16 protein-coding genes are annotated in these 17,604 nt (G+C 65.1%); 7 read left to right on the top strand and 9 right to left on the bottom strand.

Annotated elements, in window-relative coordinates:
- Positions 1-4: 4 nt before the first annotated feature.
- Complete coding sequence (locus ACNEOT_RS20285; protein ID WP_082073827.1) at positions 5-175, bottom strand: DUF2613 domain-containing protein; 171 nt, start codon at positions 173-175, stop codon at positions 5-7.
- Between the two features lie 102 nt (positions 176-277).
- Positions 278-745: a universal stress protein gene (locus ACNEOT_RS20280; protein WP_415976295.1), complete on the bottom strand. Its 468-nt coding sequence runs from the start codon at positions 743-745 to the stop codon at positions 278-280.
- 154 nt (positions 746-899) lie between these two features.
- On the opposite strand from ACNEOT_RS20280, the gene ACNEOT_RS20275 reads away from it, so the two are divergent.
- Complete coding sequence (locus tag ACNEOT_RS20275) at positions 900-2,078, top strand: glycoside hydrolase family 3 N-terminal domain-containing protein (protein WP_415976294.1); 1,179 nt, start codon at positions 900-902, stop codon at positions 2,076-2,078.
- Positions 2,079-2,140: 62 nt separating this feature from the next.
- Positions 2,141-2,743, top strand: coding sequence for a TetR/AcrR family transcriptional regulator (locus tag ACNEOT_RS20270; RefSeq protein WP_032396646.1), 603 nt, complete (start codon positions 2,141-2,143; stop codon positions 2,741-2,743).
- A gap of 70 nt (positions 2,744-2,813) precedes the next feature.
- Here ACNEOT_RS20270 and ACNEOT_RS20265 read toward each other — a convergent pair whose 3' ends face one another.
- The gene (locus tag ACNEOT_RS20265; protein WP_415976292.1) at positions 2,814-3,671 is read right to left on the bottom strand and encodes a MaoC/PaaZ C-terminal domain-containing protein; all 858 of its coding nucleotides are present in this window, start codon (positions 3,669-3,671) and stop codon (positions 2,814-2,816) included.
- Positions 3,668-5,014: a 3-oxoacyl-ACP reductase gene (locus ACNEOT_RS20260; protein WP_415976291.1), complete on the bottom strand. Its 1,347-nt coding sequence runs from the start codon at positions 5,012-5,014 to the stop codon at positions 3,668-3,670. Before ACNEOT_RS20260 ends, ACNEOT_RS20265 begins: the two co-directional genes overlap by 4 nt.
- A gap of 129 nt (positions 5,015-5,143) precedes the next feature.
- On the opposite strand from ACNEOT_RS20260, the gene ACNEOT_RS20255 reads away from it, so the two are divergent.
- The gene (locus ACNEOT_RS20255) at positions 5,144-6,442 is read left to right on the top strand and encodes an acetyl-CoA C-acetyltransferase (RefSeq protein WP_415976290.1); all 1,299 of its coding nucleotides are present in this window, start codon (positions 5,144-5,146) and stop codon (positions 6,440-6,442) included.
- A 149-nt stretch (positions 6,443-6,591) separates the two neighbouring features.
- Here ACNEOT_RS20255 and ACNEOT_RS20250 read toward each other — a convergent pair whose 3' ends face one another.
- The 5 genes from ACNEOT_RS20250 to ACNEOT_RS20230 are packed head-to-tail and all read right to left on the bottom strand — an operon-like array spanning position 6,592 to position 11,391.
- The gene (locus tag ACNEOT_RS20250) at positions 6,592-7,911 is read right to left on the bottom strand and encodes an ABC transporter substrate-binding protein (RefSeq protein ID WP_415976289.1); all 1,320 of its coding nucleotides are present in this window, start codon (positions 7,909-7,911) and stop codon (positions 6,592-6,594) included.
- Positions 7,908-8,951: a branched-chain amino acid ABC transporter permease gene (locus ACNEOT_RS20245; protein ID WP_415976287.1), complete on the bottom strand. Its 1,044-nt coding sequence runs from the start codon at positions 8,949-8,951 to the stop codon at positions 7,908-7,910. Before ACNEOT_RS20245 ends, ACNEOT_RS20250 begins: the two co-directional genes overlap by 4 nt.
- Position 8,952: 1 nt before the next feature.
- Positions 8,953-9,831 (bottom strand): branched-chain amino acid ABC transporter permease, encoded by an 879-nt coding sequence (locus ACNEOT_RS20240; protein WP_415976285.1) that lies wholly within the window; start codon positions 9,829-9,831, stop codon positions 8,953-8,955.
- Between the two features lie 26 nt (positions 9,832-9,857).
- Positions 9,858-10,580, bottom strand: coding sequence for an ABC transporter ATP-binding protein (locus tag ACNEOT_RS20235; protein WP_415976283.1), 723 nt, complete (start codon positions 10,578-10,580; stop codon positions 9,858-9,860).
- Complete coding sequence (locus tag ACNEOT_RS20230; protein ID WP_415976282.1) at positions 10,570-11,391, bottom strand: ABC transporter ATP-binding protein; 822 nt, start codon at positions 11,389-11,391, stop codon at positions 10,570-10,572. Before ACNEOT_RS20230 ends, ACNEOT_RS20235 begins: the two co-directional genes overlap by 11 nt.
- Before the next feature lie 148 nt (positions 11,392-11,539).
- Between ACNEOT_RS20230 and ACNEOT_RS20225 the strand changes: the two genes are divergently transcribed.
- The 4 genes from ACNEOT_RS20225 (at position 11,540) to ACNEOT_RS20210 (ending at position 17,379) form a co-directional block, all read left to right on the top strand.
- Entirely contained in the window at positions 11,540-12,844 is a 1,305-nt protein-coding gene (locus ACNEOT_RS20225) for a PucR family transcriptional regulator (RefSeq protein WP_415976281.1), read from the top strand.
- Positions 12,845-13,069: 225 nt separating this feature from the next.
- Positions 13,070-15,229, top strand: a complete 2,160-nt coding sequence (locus ACNEOT_RS20220) for a VanW family protein (protein WP_415976280.1) — start codon at positions 13,070-13,072, stop codon at positions 15,227-15,229.
- Between the two features lie 193 nt (positions 15,230-15,422).
- Positions 15,423-15,914: a flavin reductase family protein gene (locus ACNEOT_RS20215; protein WP_415976279.1), complete on the top strand. Its 492-nt coding sequence runs from the start codon at positions 15,423-15,425 to the stop codon at positions 15,912-15,914.
- A 478-nt stretch (positions 15,915-16,392) separates the two neighbouring features.
- A complete protein-coding gene (locus ACNEOT_RS20210; protein ID WP_415976277.1) occupies positions 16,393-17,379 on the top strand; it encodes a hypothetical protein in 987 nt (328 codons plus the stop codon).
- The last annotated feature ends 225 nt before the right edge of the window (positions 17,380-17,604 follow it).

Genomic DNA, 17,604 nt, shown 5'->3' with positions numbered 1-17,604 from the left:
AGCGTCAGCGGCTGCCGTACTCGACCTGGTTCAGCAAGGACGAGTCGGCGTTTCCGGAGCGATCGATATCCGGACGAGAGTTGTCGGCTGCGGCAGCGGTGACTCCGAACACGACGCCCGCACCCAACACGGCTCCGACGACGGCGGCAATGACACCCGGGACAGCGAACTTCATCTCGGTTCTCCAGTCAGTCGGAACGGCTTCGAGCCAGTGAGGTGGACCCCCACGCGGGCATCACGCTATCACTCGCGTCAGGAGAAACCGCCGTTGGACGCTCTACTTGCCGGGCGGAACGATCAGAACGGGTCGATGGCTGTGTCGCAGAACGTGCTCGGCCACCGAACTCTGCAGCAGTGCACGCAGACCGGTGGTGCCGCGGGTGCCGGTGACGATGATGTCGACGTTCATCTCGTCGGCCTTCTCCACGATCGCGCTCCAGATGGCGGTGGTGCATTCGGTGCACTGCCCCTCGACCTTCAGTCCGGCGGCCTCCGCCAGGGCGACGCCTTCACTGTTGGTCACTTTCGCATCGGTGAGCGCGACGTCCTCGGACTCATCGTCGGGTACCCACTCGGGCTGCATGACGCCGGACAGGCCGGACATCCGAGCTGCCTGACGCACCATCGGTTCCCAGGCCGTGACGACGATCGCGCGTGAGGTGGTGAGAAACCGGCCGGCGTAGTCGATGGCGCGTTTGGCGTTGTCGGAGCCGTCGTAGGCAATCAGAATGAGGTCAGCGGTCATGGTCGAGCTCCTCCTCATGTCGCGTTCGTCCAGATTACCCCCACCCCTCGATGGATCGATGTGGGTTTCAGTCGGTCAGAGTGCAACAAAGGCGCATTGATCCCAACCCCCGGGTCGGCAGCGACACCGACGATCTCGGCTACCGTCGTATTCCATGCGACTTCGTTATTCGGTTCGGTCCGCTGCAGTGATGACGGTCGGTGTGGGCTTGTTGGTCTCGTGCTCGAGCGAGTCGACGCAGGTCGCGTCGACGCAGTCGGTCGCTCCTGCCTCGACGACCACCGCGGCCGCCGAAACGACGGTCCCGCAACCGCTGCCGCCCGTCGACGACTGCGCTGCGTTCGTCGGCGGTCTGTCGGAGCGGCAGCGTTTGGCTCAGCTGCTCACGGTCGGGGTCACCGGCACCGCGGACGCGGTCCAGATCATGTCCACCGAGCAGGTGGGCGGCATCTTCGTCGGCAGCTGGACCGACGAGTCGATGCTCGGTAATCGGGAAGTACCGCAGGTGCTCGACGCGTCCGCGGTGGCTCCGATGGTCACGATCGACGAGGAGGGCGGCCGCGTCTCGCGGGTGGCGGATCTGCTGGGGGAGGCACCGTCGGCGCGAGTGTTGGCGCAGACGATGTCGGTGGACGAGGCGTACCAGGAAGCGCTGACGCGGGGCAGGGGTCTGAAGGATCTCGGTGTCACCGTCGACTTCGCACCGGTGGTCGACGTGAGCGCGCAGCCCGATGATTCCGTCATCGGCGATCGGTCGTTCTCCGACGATCCGCAGACCGTCATCGAGTACGCGGGGGCGTACGCGCGCGGTCTCAGCGATGCGGGAGTCAAGCCCGTCATCAAGCACTTTCCCGGGCATGGCTCGGGCTCGGGCGACTCGCACACCGGAGCCGTCACCACTCCCTCGCTCGACGAGCTGAAGACCAAGGATCTGCTGCCCTTCGCGGCGCTGAACAACACCGGAGTCGGCGTCATGGTGGGACACCTCGACGTGCCCGGACTGACCGAGCCGGGTGTACCGGCGAGCATCAGCCCGGCGGCGATGGCGTTGTTGCGCGATGGCGTCGGCTACGGGGCGGCGCCGTTCGACGGTCCGATCTTCACCGACGACCTCAGCGGCATGGCAGCGATCACGGCGCGACTCGGGATCGTCGACGCGGTCGAGGCGGCGTTGGTCGCGGGCGCCGATGTGGCGCTGTGGCTCACCACCGATCAGGTGCCCGCGGTGTTGGACAATCTCGAAGACGCGGTGGCGACGGGACGCCTCGCAGCCGCCCAGGTGGACGAGGCCGCGGCGACGGTTGCTCGGTTCAAGGGTGCGTGCGGGGCCTGATTGGGCGGCACCGGACCTTACCGTGGAGTAACGTCTAGTACTTCGTACGTATTGGAGGGTCCATGGCTGGCGGCACCAAGAGATTGCCCCGCGCCGTCCGCGAGCAGCAGATGCTCGACGCGGCGGTGGATGTGTTCTCCGACAACGGTTTCCACGAGACATCGATGGATTCGATCGCCAAGAAGGCGGCCATCTCCAAGCCGATGCTCTATCTGTACTACGGGTCGAAGGACGAGCTGTTCGCCGCGTGCATTCACCGCGAGGGCGTCAAGTTCGTCGAAGCCCTGACGCCCGCTGCAGATCCGACGCTGACGCCGCGCGAGCAGCTGCGCAAGGCCCTCATCGGTTTCCTCGGATTCGTCGGCGAGAACCGGAAATCGTGGATGGTGCTCTACCGTCAGGCCATCGGTCAGCAGGCGTTCGCGTCACAGGTGCAGAGCAGCCGGGATCGACTGATCGAACTGACGGCCGGCTTGCTCGCCATGAGCACGAGGGACCCGGAGCAGTCGCAGAATTTCGGGCTGATGGCCGTCGCGTTGGTCGGGGCGGGCGAGGCCGTCGCGGACCGAGTGGCAGGCGGCGAAATCGAGGTCGACGCGGCAGCGGACCTGCTGGAGAATCTGGCGTGGCGCGGACTGGCAGGCAAGAAGACCGCCACCACCTAGCGGCCCCCGCCGAACTCGAAGTTGTGGACGAAAATCCGGGGAGATCCGTCCACAACTTCGAGTTCGAGCTCTAGCGCAGGGTTCCCGTCAGATGCGGGTAACCCTTCTTGGGGTTCTTCAGCGACAGGTCCCAGCCGGTACCGACGGATTCGGCGTAGGCGTTCACCGTCGCGGGCAGGAAGATCGGCTTGCCGAAGCGGATGCTGTAGTTCACGGCTTCCGGGATTCGACCCTCGACGGTCTGCAGTACTGCTGCGGCACTCCACATCCCGTGCGCGATGGTTTTCGGAAATCCGAATGCCTTTGCGCCCAGCGAAGATACGTGGATCGGGTTGCGGTCTCCGGAGATGGCCGCGTACCGGCTGATGATCCGCTGGTCGACGCGCAGGGTGCGGGTCGGGGGCGGCGGAACCTCGTCGGCGGGAGGAGTGTCGCGGGGTCCACCGGACAGTGACGTCTTCTGCAGGCTCAGGAAGCTCGAGGTCTGCTTCCAGACCAATTCACGTCCTACCTTGACTTCACTGATCAGGTCGACGAGTAATCCCTTGCGGTGCTCGCGCAGGTTCTCCGCGTGCACTCGCACGTCCAGCGGTTCGGAGGCCGAGATGCCACGGAACTGCTCGATGACGTTCTCGGCGTGCACCGAACCGATGGCGGCGAACGGAAAGCCCTTGGACACCATCAGTTTCATCACCGTCGGGAAGACGAGGGTGAACGGGTAGGTGATCGGCAGTCGATCACCGAATCGCAGACCCGTTGCGCGGCAGTACCCGGCCAGGTTGCCCTGGTCCACCCGAAGACCCTTGAGTTCGTACACCGTGGTGGGCACGGTGGACGACTTGGAGCCGAAGAACGGTAAGGCACCGAGCGCAGCCGAGGTGTAGATGTCGGACGTCTTCGGCTGCTCGGTGAGCGTGACGGTGCTCATGCGCCGAGGAGGCTCTGGCCGCACACGCGCACGACCTGGCCGGTGACGGCGTTGGATGCCGGAGATGCGAAGTACGAGACCAACTCTGCGACGTCGACGGTCTCGCCGCCCTGCAGCAGCGAGCTCATGCGTCGTCCGGCCTCGCGGGTGGCGAAGGGGATGGCAGCCGTCATCGCGGTCTCGATGAAGCCGGGGGCGACGGCGTTGATGGTGATGTTCTTCTTCGCCAGCACGGGAGCCGAGGCGTGCACCAGACCGATGACGCCGGCCTTGGACGTGCCGTAATTGGTCTGGCCGCGGTTGCCCGCGATGCCTGCGATGGAGGAGACGTCGACGACGCGGCCGCCCTCCTTGAGCGCGCCGGACGCGATGAGCTCGTCGGTGATGCGCTGCGGGGCAGCAAGATTGACGCCGATGACCGAGTTCCAGCGAGCGTCGTCCATGTTGGCGAGCGTCTTGTCGCGGGTGATGCCTGCGTTGTGCACGATGATGTCGGCGCCCCCGTGACGCTCGAGGAGGTGCTTGCTCAGGACCTCTCCGGCGTCGGGCGAGGTGACGTCGAGTGCGAGCGAGGTGCCGCCGACCTTGTTGGCCGTCTGCGAAAGTGCTTCTCCGGCAGCGGGAATGTCGGCTGCGATGACGGTGGCCCCGTCGCGGGCGAGGACCTCGGCGATGGTGGCACCGATACCGCGGGCAGCGCCGGTGACCACGGCAACCTTGCCGGCGAGCGGCTTGTCCCACGATGCCGGTGCCTGCGAGTCGGCGTCACCGACGACGATGACCTGGCCGTCGACGAACGCGGACTTGGCCGAGAGCAGGAAGCGAAGGGTGGATTCGAGACCGGACAGGCCGGTCGATGCGTTGGGGGAGATGTAGACGAGCTGCGCCGTGGCTCCGCGCTTGACCTCTTTGCCGACGCTGCGCGTGAAGCCTTCGAGGGCGCGCTGAGCGATGTGCTCGTCGACGCTGGAGGTCTCCTCGGGGGTGGTGCCGATGACGACGACGCGAGCGGACGGTGCCAGGTTGCGGATGACCGGCTGGAAGAACTTGAACAGCTGCTCGAGCTCGGCGACGTTGCCGATGCCGGTGGCGTCGAACACCAGTCCGCCGTGCTTGTCGTCGTGGGGCTGCGACTGCGGGTAGTCCGAGAGGAGCTCACGCAGAGGCTCGACGAGGCGGCCGCTGCCGCCGATCAGGACCGGTCCGGCCAGTGGCGGCTCGCCTGCCTTGTAGCGACGCAGCTTCTCGGGCTGCGGCAGGCCTGCCTGCTTGGCGATGAAGGCTCCCGGCGCGGACGCGAGGAACGTTGAGTAGAGATCTGGGGCTCCCTTGGAGGCTGCCACTGTCGTACCTTTCATTCAGCGCTGCTCGCTCGAGGAGCGAGGCGCACGACCGGGTGTCGACAACCAACTTACTCGCCAGTAAGATGTAAATCCACCAGGGCCTTTTTCGGACGATGTTTGGAGACGTCAGTGACAAGCAAGCAGCTACGACCGGTCGCAATCGTCGGTGGCAATCGCATTCCTTTCGCGCGTTCGGACAAGAAGTACGCGCTGGCGTCCAACCAGGACATGCTCACCGCGACCATCGACGGGCTCGTCTCGCGATTCGGTCTGCAGGGCGAGCGCCTCGGCCTCGTCGCTGCCGGCGCGGTACTGAAGCATTCACGCGATTTCAACCTCACTCGCGAGGTCGTTCTCGGTAGCGCGTTGAGCCCCTACACCCCGGCCTTCGACATTCAGCAGGCCTGCGGCACCGGCCTGCAGTCGATCATCGCTGTCGGCGACGCCATCGCATCGGGCCGTATCGACGCCGGCATCGGTGGCGGTGTCGACACCACGTCCGACGCGCCGATCGGCGTCAACGACGAACTGCGCGAGTTCCTGCTCTCCCTGAACCGGGCCAAGAGCACCACCGACCGCATCAAGCTTCTCGGCAACGTGCGTCCGGGCATGCTCGGCATCGAGATCCCGCGCAACGGCGAGCCGCGCACCGGCCTGTCGATGGGCGACCATGCTGCCATCACGGCCAAGGAATTCGGCATCCGCCGCGAGGACCAGGACGAACTGGCCGCAGCGAGCCACCACAACATGGCGGCGGCATACGATCGCGGATTCTTCGACGATCTGGTGACGCCGTTCCTCGGCCTCACTCGCGACGACAACCTGCGTCCGGGATCGACCGTCGAGAAGCTGGCGACGCTCAAGCCGGTCTTCGGAACCAAGCTGGGCGACGCCACCATGACGGCCGGTAACTCGACGCCGCTGACCGACGGCGCGTCGGCTGCACTGCTCTCGAGTGACGAGTGGGCTGCCGAGCGCAACCTGCCGGTGCTGGCGCACCTGGTGGATTCCGAGACCGCTGCGGTCGATTACGTGCACGGCAATGCGTCGTTCAAGGACGGCCTGCTGATGGCTCCGACCTACGCGATCCCGCGTCTGCTCGCTCGTAATGGCCTGACGCTGCAGGACTTCGACTACTACGAGATCCACGAGGCGTTCGCCTCGGTGGTGCTCGCCACTCTGCAGGCCTTCGAGAGCGACGAGTACTGCAAGGAGCGCTTGGGCCTCGACGGTGCGCTCGGTTCCATCGATCGCAGCAAGCTCAATGTCAACGGATCCTCGCTCGCCGCAGGCCACCCGTTCGCTGCGACCGGTGGACGCATCGTGGCGTCGCTGGCGAAGATGCTGGCCGAGAAGGGCTCGGGCCGTGGCCTGATCTCGATCTGCGCGGCCGGCGGCCAGGGCGTCACCGCCATCATCGAGCGCTGATCACCGCAGCTTCGGCTGCTCACGATCCGGGGGACACAGTCCGGGGGACGCAAGGGGTCGGCGGATCCGGTAATCGAGGGGTTTTCGGATCTGCCGACCACTACGTGAAAAAGGGGCACGCATGCGCTGCGTGCCCCTTTTTCGTGTGATCAGCCGGGGATTCCGCTTTCCGGCGGTGTCGATTCCTCCCCGCTGTATTCCTCGACTGCTGAGTCGCCGATGTCCGTTTGCAGCACCGGAGTCAGGTACTCGGGTACTCCGCCGCGGATCTGGAAGACACTGGCACCCGAGATTCCGAGGTGACTTTCTTCCGAGTATCGGAACGGGGCGAGCTGCGGTCCCTCGAAGTCCTGTCCGCCGTCCGCGATGGCCGCGACGATGCCCTCGCGCGTGGGATTCTCGCCTGCCGCCTGGAGGGCTTGCACGAATGCGTACGCCTGACTCAAACCGTAGATGCGGTAGTTGGTGAGCGGTTCACCTGTCCCGTTCTGCGCCCAGACCTTCTGCCACAGTTGGGTCCACGGATTTTCCGGAGAGTCGACGCCAGGGATGTACTCGAGCGAGATCATCCCTTCCAACGACTGCGCGCCGTCGGTGACGGCACCCTGAGAGAAGCGTCCGAGCAGCGAGCCGACGAGATCGACATCGGATCCGATCGAGCTGTAGAACCACTCGGGGTCGTAGTTGAGGCGCATCGCCGTCAGCTGGCTCAGTGCGGTGTACGAGGGAACGTTGAAGCCGAGGATCAGATCGGCTCCGGCACCTTGCAAGGCGGCGATCTGGGGTGCGACGTCGGTGTTGCCCGAGGTGTAGCGCACGACCTCGACGATCTGGTCGTCGAGGTATTGGCGTACCGCCTCTTCGCTGTCTCGGCCGAGGTCGTCGTCCTGCAGGAACAGCCCGACCTTGGCGTCGGGCCGGTTCTTCGTCACCCAGTCACCGATGATCTTGCCCTCGACCTGGTAGTCGGGCTGCCAGCCGAAGGTGTTGGGGTACTTCTCGGGATCGTTGCCCCACATGATCGCGCCGGAGGAGACGAACAGGTCCGGCACACCCTCCTCGTTGAGGAAGTCGATGACAGCGCTGTGGGTCGCCGTGCCGAGTCCGCCGACGACTGCGAACACTTCGTCCTGAAGCACGAGTTCGTTGACCACCTGGGTGGTGGTCGTCGGATCGTACGAGTCGTCTCGCACCACGTACTCGATCTGCCTGCCGTTGATGCCTCCCGCAGCGTTGACGTAATCGAAGTACGCCTTGGCACCTGTGGGGATTTCGCTGTACCCGGGCGCTGCGACTCCGGTCAGCGGGAAGTGGGCACCGATCTTCACCGAGGTGTCGGTGATTCCGACCGTCGACCCTTCCGAGGACTCCGTCGCCTCGTCTCGGCCACCCGCACCGCACGCCGCCGCCAACGAGACGACGGCGACGAGCGCGGTCGTTCTCAATGCCACCGATCCGAACTTTTTCATTTCATTCCTTTTCTGGTTGTACGCAACCTGCGATACGTGCCCACCAAACCCAGTGGGGCGAAGAGGATTACCAGGACGGTGAAGATTCCGGTGACCAGTGGTGCGAGTTCGGCCGATTGCAAACTGCTCAGTCCCAGATCGAGCCCGAGGTTGGTGACCACCGGCGGGATGTAGGTCAGCAGGAGTGCCCCGATCAAAGCTCCGGAGAGGGTTCCGAGACCACCGATGACGACGGCGGAGAGCAGTGTCAGCGACAGTGTCAGCGTGAATCCGCTCGGTGCCGCGATTCGTGCCGACATCGCGAGGACCGCACCACCCGCGCCCGCGCAGGCCGCACTGACGACGAACGCGAGTATGCGGGCACGCCCGAGATCGATACCGGACAACTCGGCGGCAACCTCGTCGTCGCGAACGGCCCGCCAGCGACGTCCTATTCGGCTCGACGAGACGTTCGCCAGCAGGAAGAACACGAGCACCAGCAGTATCCAGCTGACGTATGCGACGAATTTCGTTCCGCTGAGCTCGTTTCCGGTGACGAAGTACATGACGTCGTCGATCAGCGCCGGCACTTTCGGAGCCGGGACGACGAGTCCTTGTTCGCCGCCGAGGTAGTCCGAGAAGTACAGGGCCAGGCCCGGTACGGCGACGGCGAGCGCGAGCGTCGCACCGGCCAGGTACGGCCCGTGCAGGCGGGCGGCAGCCACTCCCACCACGATGCCGACCACGGCCGAGACCACGGTGGCGGCGAGCAGAACGAGGGATACCGACCATCCGGAATCATTGGCGCGCAACATCAACGCCGCGGTGTACGCACCCACGGCCATGAACGCACCGTGTCCGAGCGAGAGTTGGCCGCTCAACCCGGTCAGCACCGTCAACCCGCCCGCCGCGATGGCCAGATAGGCGACCGAGGTGAGTTGACTCTGGCGGAAGGTGCTCAGTGATTCGAGAGCGAGCACGATGACGACGAGTCCGATCACGGCGCAGAGGAAGTGGCGCCTGACCGGTGTTGCTGTGAGGCGGGTGAGAGTTGCGTTCATGTCACACCCTCCTGGCCGCTGCGCTGGCGAACAACCCGCTCGGGCGCACCAGAAGCACGACGATCAGAATCACCAGAGCGGCGCTGGAGACGAGATCCTGACCGAGATAACCACTGACGAAACTGAGTCCGACGCCCATCGACAGGCCGCCGACCACCGCGCCTGCGGGGCTGTCGAGGCCGCCGAGAACAGCTGCGACGAAACCGAACACGACGATCGAGTCCATGTAGCCCGGATGTACCAGCGAGCCGCCCGCGATGAGCAGTCCGGCCAGTGATCCGACCACTGCGGCCAATGCCCAACCGAGGGTGAGCATTCGACTCACGCGGACGCCGAGGAGCTTGGCGACCTCCTGCTCGAAGGCGCTCGCGCGCATCTTCAGCCCCAGATCGGTGAACCGGAACAGCAGGATCAGCAATCCCAGGACCACGAGGACAGCGATGATCTTGAAGATGTCGTACCCGGTCAGCGCCACGTTGATCTCACCTATCCGTTGGCCGGTGAGGCCGAACGGGGCGGGGAAAGAACGGAATTGGTTGCCGAAGACGATTGCGGCGACCGCGTGGATGATGATGAACAACCCGAGCGTGAGGATGACCGGGTTGATGTGCGAGGAGCTGTCGACGAAGCGGATGACGAGTCGCTCGGTCAATGCTCCCAGCAGTAGACCGCTCAGGAGCGCGACTGCGAATCCGATCCAGTACGAGTACCCGGCGTCGATGACGACCAGTGCGACGTACGTGGTGATCATGGCCATCGGGGCCTGTGCGAAGTTGACGATGCGGGTCGATCGCCAGATGAGTACGAGGGCGAGCGCGAATGCGGCGTAGATCATGCCTGTGGTCACGCCGTTGATGAGGATGGTGAGCAGTTGTTGCACTGTGGCTGGCGTCCTTTCGGCTTGCTCTAGAACCCGAGATAGGCGTGTCGGAGGGCGTCGTCCCCGGCCAAGGTGTCGGCGGGACCTTCGACCGCGACCTTGCCCAGATCCAGGACGACGGCGTGTTCGGCGATCGACAGTGCGCTGCGCGCGTTCTGTTCGACGAGCACGACGGTCATCGACTCGGAATCGACGAGCCCGCGCACTGTCTCGAAGATCTGCGCGGCGACTTTCGGCGCGAGCCCGAGAGACGGCTCGTCGAGCAGGAGCACCGACGGTGTCGCCATCAGTGCTCGGCCGATCACGAGCATCTGCCGCTCGCCGCCGGACAGGGTGTGTGCCGAGGATGCTCGACGCCCGGTCAGGGGCGGGAACATGTCGTAGATCCGGTCGAGGGTCACGGCGTCGTGACTTCGGTTGCGTCCCATCGCGCCGAGTCGGAGATTCTCGTCGACGGTCAACTCGGCGATCACGCCTCGGCCCTCGGGAACGTGTGCAAGTCCTTTGCGGGACATGCGATCCGGTGAGACGCCGACGATGTCGACGCCTGCGAGTTCGATGCGTCCCGATACCGGTTTCAGTAGGCCAGAGATGGTGCGCAGCAGGGTGGTCTTTCCTGCTCCGTTCGCTCCGAGTACGGCGGTGATCGCTCCGGCCGCGACGGTCATCGACACCGAGTCGAGGGCGGTGACCGGTCCGTATCGAACGGTGAGGTCGGTGATGGTCAGGTGAGCGGCGTCAGTCTTCATGTGCCACTTCGTTTCCGAGGTAGGCCGCCAGCACGGCTGGGTTCTCGCGAATCTGATCGGGGGTCCCCTGCGCGATGACCTTGCCGAAATCCAGCACGTAGATTCGGTCGCACACACTCATCACGAGATCCATGTGATGTTCGACGAGCATGATCGATGTTGCAGGTCTGTCCGGCTCGGAATCGGTGGCAGGTGCTGCGAGAGAGCGAATCTCGTCGCCGAGTTCGCTCATCTCGTCGCTGGACAGACCCGAGGCGGGTTCGTCGAGCAGGAGCAGCGTCGGTTCGCTGACCAGAGCGCGTGCGAGCGCGACGCGTTTGCGCACCGCGTACGGCAGGCTCGGTGGCAATCGATGCGCGTAGTCGTCGATCCGCAATCGTTGGAGGGTGGCCATCGCGGTGGCGCGGACCGCGGCATCGTCGGAGGCACTCGACGGTAGGCCGAGGAGACCGGCGAGGATTCCGGTTCGCGCGGTGCGGTCGGCACCGACCATGACGTTGTCCAGAACGGTCATCCGATCGAACAGTCCGAGTCCCTGCAGCGTTCGGCTCATACCGAGTCGGGGCAGGTCGTGCGGTCGCAGACCGGTCAACGTCTCGCCGTGTCGGCCGAGCGTTCCCGACCGAGGACGAACGAGTCCGCAGGCGACGTTGAACAGCGTCGTCTTGCCCGCTCCGTTGGGCCCGATGACGCCGAGAACCTCGCCGGGTCGCACGTCGAGGCTGACTCCGGACAGCGCGACGATTCCGCCGAAGGACACCTCGACGTCCGTCATGGTGAGGACCGGGTCCTCGGTGTCGATAGAGTTCAAGTGATCCACCTCACAATCTGTTGCGTTCACTATGGTGCGTTTCGCACAACGGGCGATATGGGCGCTGCGCACAGAATGTTTGGGTCCCTGGGCACCAGTACCGGTCAAATCGCCCTGTGATGTGGGCTCAGTGCGCAAAACTGTGCAGGTGGATGCTTCCGCTGGTCGACGCGCATCGACGCATTCCGCTGCCCGCGGAGTGGTGACGGACGCCGATCAGGAGAAGATCCGAGACGCCTGGGCTGCCCTCACACCACGGGCGGATTCGATCGCCGACTCCATCACGCTGGCGCTGATCGAGCAGGAACCCGCGTACCTGGCCAGCTCCGCTCCTGACATCGCAGGCGAAATTCGCCGCAGTACTCGCGCGCACATCAATCAAGGTCTTCGCACCCTGTCGGGGCTGCCGGCCGCAGGCGACAACGCCCGCGAGGTGTGGCGTCGTACCGGCAGGGAGCGCGCACGCCAGGGGATTCCCATGGAGCTGGTGCTCAAGGCATACACGCTGGGGAGTCGGACCCTGTGGGAGGAGTTGATGCTCGAGCGCGAGCAGTGTCGATCCAGAATCGACGAGCATCTGCTGCTCGTGGCGGGCCAGCAGCTGTGGCGTGCGCTCGACAGTCAGTACGAAACTCTCGTCGAGGCGTACCGGCAGGAAAGCGCTCGGATGCAGCAGCGCGATCTCGCCAACGTTCTGGTGATTCTCGACGGCCTTCGGTCGGGCCGCGGAGGTGATCCGGCGTTCGTCATCGAAGCTCGTGCGATGCTTGGTCTTTCGGCCTCGCAACAGATCGCGTGTGTGGTCGGGCCGCTCGACGATCAGGGGTCACCGCCGCTCCCGGCACCCGAGGACGCATTGGATCAGATCGGCGCGGTCTCGCACTGGAACACCAGGGACGGCCATCAGTTCGCGCTCGTCGCGCTCGGAACGGGATCGTGGAACTCCGTCGTAGACGCCCTCGCCGCCCGTGCCGTCGGGCCAGTCGGTGTCGCGCATTCGCCGGAGGGTGTGTCGTCGTTCGCCGCGGCATATCGTCTCGCGGCGTTGACGGCCGAGACCATCACCGAGGACAGCGGCGTCGCACTGGCGACGGACCGACTGCCCCGAGTGATCATGGCCGCCGACGATCAATCGTCGGAGTTGCTCGTGCGCCACGCTCTCGGCAACTTGTGGACGCACCCGGAACCGCATCGAGGAACGCTGCTCGACACTCTGGCCCACATGCTCGCGTCCGACGGTTCGCCGACGAACGCGGCCAAGGCGCTGTACTGCCACCGGAACACCGTGATCTACCGAGTGCACCGGATCGAGGAGTTGACCGGCCACGATCTGACCGATCCGCGCGACCGGCTTCTGCTCACTCTCGCGCTGGTCAGGACCGGGCATTGGACTCGGGCAGTGGGGCAGGGCGACAGTTCGACGCCCCGTGGATCATTCAACCGAATGAATTGACGAGACAATTTCGGAGTCGGTGTAACGCCGGGCGGGAGTCTGCCTATATTCCCAGTGGCTCCGTGCTGCTGCCTGACCCCCGACCCGGCAGCAGCACGGAGCCTTTCTCGTCCTGATGCGGACGGTCTCCGAGTGAGCGTGATCGTTCGGTTTGCGTAAGCTCGTGCGCGGGGTACGCCGCGCGGAGCGGAACGACAACCAACGGTGGTCCTGGAAGGGTCGAACGTGAGCGAGGGCAACAGTAGGTCGGGTGAGGTGCCCAACGGTGCCGAGGCGAACCCCGACGTACCGTCGTACGACGCTCCCACCGAGGTCTTCGGCGCCATCCGCGGTGAGGCCGACGGTCCCCGACACGCATCCGAGGCGGAGCCGGCACCGGAAACCGATCGTGTCGATTCCGACGCAGGCAAGCCTGCTGATCCGATTGCCTCCGATTCCGCTGTCGTCGACGCCCCCGAGTTGGGCGCAGCCGCCGTAGTGCCGGAGGACGCGAAAACCGAAGCAGCCGAGGTCGATACCGATTCTGGCCTGCAGCAGCCGCCCGTCGCGGACGAATCGCCGACCGTCGTGCAGCCGGTTGTTCCCGATGTTTCTCCCCAGCCCCAGCCCCAGCCGCCGGTGCTTCCGCCTGCCGAGGCTTCCGGATCCGTGCCACCGTGGAAGAAGATTGCCGTAGGTACCGGTGCGGTGGTTGCTGTTCTCGCACTGTTGTACGCGGCGGATTGGATCACCTCGAGCGACCGGGTGCCCCGAGGCGTCACCGTCGCTGGTATAGAGGTCGGCGGCAAGAGTCACTCCGACGCCGAAGCCCTGCTGCGCTCCGATCTCGGTGCCCGCGCCGAGCAGCCCGTGTCGGTCGACGTCGGCGATCGACAGGTCGAGGTATTCCCGGCCGTAGCCGGCCTCGGCGTGGACTGGGACGCGACGCTCGACCGTGCGGGATCGCAGCCGCTCAACCCCATCACTCGGCTCACGTCGTTCTTCGGCAGCCGCGAGATCGGCGTCGTGTCGACCACGGACGAGCAAGCACTCACTGCCGCCGTGGACGGACTCAGAGCCGAGACCGATCGCGCTCCCGTCGAAGGTGACGTCGTCTTCGACGGTGCCACCGCTGTTGCCGTCGCGCCGCTATCCGGCCGAGTACTCGACGCCGACGGGACGCGGCGAAACCTGCAGACCGAATGGGCCTCGGGTGCAACGCAAGTGGTCTACGAGTCCACACCTGTCACAGTGACGCAGGACGCCGTGGATCGCACTCTCGCCGACATCGCCGTTCCTGCCGTCGAGGCCCCGGTGATCGTCGCAGGGCGGCAGAACGTCGACGCGACCCTGCCTGCGGATCGAGTGGGTGAGGTGCTGCGCTTCGACCCCGACGGACAGGGCGGACTGACTCCGATCTACGACACCGACGTCGCCACGGGCATTCTCGCGCCGCAACTCGTACGCACCGAGGTACCGCCGAAGGACGCGTCGTTCACCTTCTCCGGCGGCGCACCGACCGTCGTTCCCGGCGTGATGGGCGAACTGGTGGAGTGGCGCAAGACGCTCGAGCAGCTACCGGCCCTGCTCGCTGCGGACGGACCCCGCACCACCGAGGCTATCTACCAACCGGCACCGCCCGCTCTCACCACCGAGGCTGCGCAGAATCTCGGTGTGCGAGAAGTGATAGCCGAGTACACGACCGGCGGGTTCGAGTATGCGTCGGGAGTCAATATCGGGCTCACCGCGCAGATCGTCAACGGTGCGCTGGTGAAGCCGAAGGAAACGTTCTCGCTCAACGGTTACACCGGTCCGCGAGGTACCGCACAGGGCTTCGTCGAGTCGGGGATCATCGACAACGGTCGACCCGATCGCGCCGTCGGCGGCGGCATCAGCCAGTTCGCGACCACGCTGTACAACGCGTCGTACTTCGCCGGAATGGAAGACACCGACCACACCGAGCACAGCTACTACATCAGCCGATATCCCGAAGCGCGCGAAGCCACCGTCTTCGAAGGTGCGATCGATCTGAAGTTCACCAATCCGAACGACACCGGTGTGGTCATCGAATCGTTCGCCGATTCGTCCAGCGTCACCGTCCGGTTGTGGGGAACGAAAACGGTCGACGTCGAATCGATCACCGGATCGCGAAGCAATTACACCTCGCCGAACACGGTGACGCTGCCCGCCGGGGCAGGCTGCGTCGCGTCCGGCGGAGGCCAAGGATTCACCGCCAGCGATACCAGGGTGATCAGCGATGCCGCGTCGGGCAGGGAAATTTCGAGGAACACCAGAACGGTCAAGTACGACCCGATCCCGATAGTGAAATGCGTCCAACCGGATCGCCCTGCACCTCCTCCGGCACCCGCAGCAGACCCCGCCCCGGCACCGGACGCCGACGAGTGACGCCGCGTCCGCGGACTCGGTGAACAACCATGCTCGACGCCGCACTTCGAATCACGCGGATTCGGACTGTGGCGTCGACGCTCGATCGGGTGTTTGCTGAACGTAGACGTATGCCCGGGAACGAACGCCGCAGCGACGAGGTTGCACAACACAGGTGCGATCGGCACCGAAAGATCGAAAGGGAGCTTCCTGCATGACGCTCACACGTACCGTCCTCGATCAGCAGACGCTTCGCGAGGCGTACGCACAGTTCCCCAGCGGCGTCGTTGCGATTGCCGCCAAGATCGACGGCGTCCTGGTGGGTCTTGCGGCCAGCAGCTTCGTCTCGGTGTCGATCGATCCGCCCCTCGTCGCGGTGTGTATCCAGAACACCTCGACCACCTGGCCGAAACTCGAAGTGGCACCGAACATCGGTGTCAGCGTTCTCGGTGAGGCACACAACGACGCAGTCCGCACCCTTGCGGCGAAGACCGGTGACCGTTTCGCCGGCCTCGATCTCACCGTCACCGACGGGGGTGCCGCCTTCATCGTCGGTGCCACCGCATGGTTGGACACTACCATCGAGCAGCAAATCCCCGCAGGCGACCACGCAATAGTGTTGCTGCGCATCCATTCCCTGGACGTGCAGAGCGAAGTGAACCCAATCGTGTTCCACGGCAGCAAGTTTCGCAAACTGCAGCAGTAATGGCGGTTCGGGTCTCGCCTGTTCGCCCGGTTCGGTCTGTTGGCCTTGGGTATTCGCAAACGCGCGCGCACTTGCTGAACGCGCGCAGAATCGTGGCCTGAGCGGGGGCGATTCTGCGCGCAACTGGCAAACGCGCGCGCGTCTGTCGGGACCGGTGTAGGTGATTCGACCGTCGATGGTTCGGTCCGCCTTGCGGTGGGGCGTCGATCAGCGCGAAGTGCGGTGTTCAGCTTTCGCCCGTCTGCCCTGTTGTCGGCCTTGGGTATTCGCAAACGCGCGCGCACTTGCTGAACGCGCGCAGAATCGTGGCCTGAGCGGGGGCGATTCTGCGCGCATCTTGCAAACGCGCGCGCGTTTGCGCCACCGACGGCCCAGCGAACTGGTACCCCCGTACCCATATTCATCCACAGACCCGGAGTTGTGCACAGGCGGCTACTTTCTCCCTCGACCAGCCACGGGAGTAGTCGACACTCGGAGAATGAAGGATGAACGAATGGTGCGACGCTCGGAAGCGCTTGCCGCTGGCCACGCCGACCACGAGTTGCGCGCGCTCTACGAACGCGGGGGCTGGGACCGTCTGGTGAACGGCGTCTACGTTCCGTCCTCGAGACTGGCCGGTCTTACCGAGCAGGAACGGCATCGACTTCTGATCGACGCGATACTTCCGACTATCGGTGCGTCCAGCACGGTGAGCCATCGCTCTGCCGCGGTGCTACACGAGTTGCCCTTGCCGAAGGGAGGTTTCGAGAAGGTTCACGTCACGCGTCACCGCCGCGGCGGTGGTCGAAAGAGCGCGGCGGTGATCGTGCACTGTGCTCCATGGGTGCCGAGCATGACGATCGACGGTATCGCCGTGACCTCACTGGCCAGGACGGTGGTCGACCTTGCTCGGACCGAGACGCTGCTGTCTGCAGTTATCGCAGGTGACGTCGCTCTGCAGCGCTGCGATCCGCGGGAGCTCGACGCGGAGTTGCAGCGGGCTCGGGGATGGAAAGGTGTGGCGCAGGCGCGACGAGCCGTGAGCCTGATGGACGGGCGTAGCGAAAATCCCGGCGAATCCCAGAGTCGAATTATTCTGCGCGAGAGTGGATTCGACGTCGAATCGCAAGTGGAGATTCTGGATGCAAGCGGGCGATCGGTGGCGCGGATCGATTGGCTGGTCAATAGCCTCGTCGTGTGCGAGTTCGACGGTAAAGCCAAGTACACCAAGTACTTACGGCCGGGTGAGAACCCCGGCGACGTGGTGTTTAAGGAGAAGGTAAGGGAGGATGCGGTGCGCGATCTCGGCTATCCGGTGGTGCGCTGGACCTGGGCGGATCTGGCGAATCCGGCAGAATTGGTGGCGCGCGTCGCCCGAGCTGTAGAACGGGCAGCTGCTCTGACGCCACCGATAGGGAGCGTACGGAGTACATCGAGTGGCCCGCAAACGCGCGCGCATTTGCCGAACGCGCGCGAAATCGCCTGAGATCCGACGAGAATCTGCGCGCACCTGACAAACGCGCGCGCGTTTGCGGCGGACGAGGCCTCGCATCGCCCACCCCTTGACAAACGCGCGCGCGTTTGCGGCGGACGAGGCCTCGCATCGCCCACCCCCTGACAAACGCGCGCGCGTTTGCGGCGTTACCCAGGCCATCAACCGAGTCGAGACCGACCGCGCACAACGAACAACGGCCGCACCTGTGAACAGGTG

The sequence above is a fragment of the Rhodococcus sp. 077-4 genome (assembly GCF_047782425.1).
Taxonomy (GTDB): Bacteria; Actinomycetota; Actinomycetes; order Mycobacteriales; family Mycobacteriaceae; genus Rhodococcoides.
This window is presented reverse-complemented; position numbering and strand designations above follow the sequence as displayed.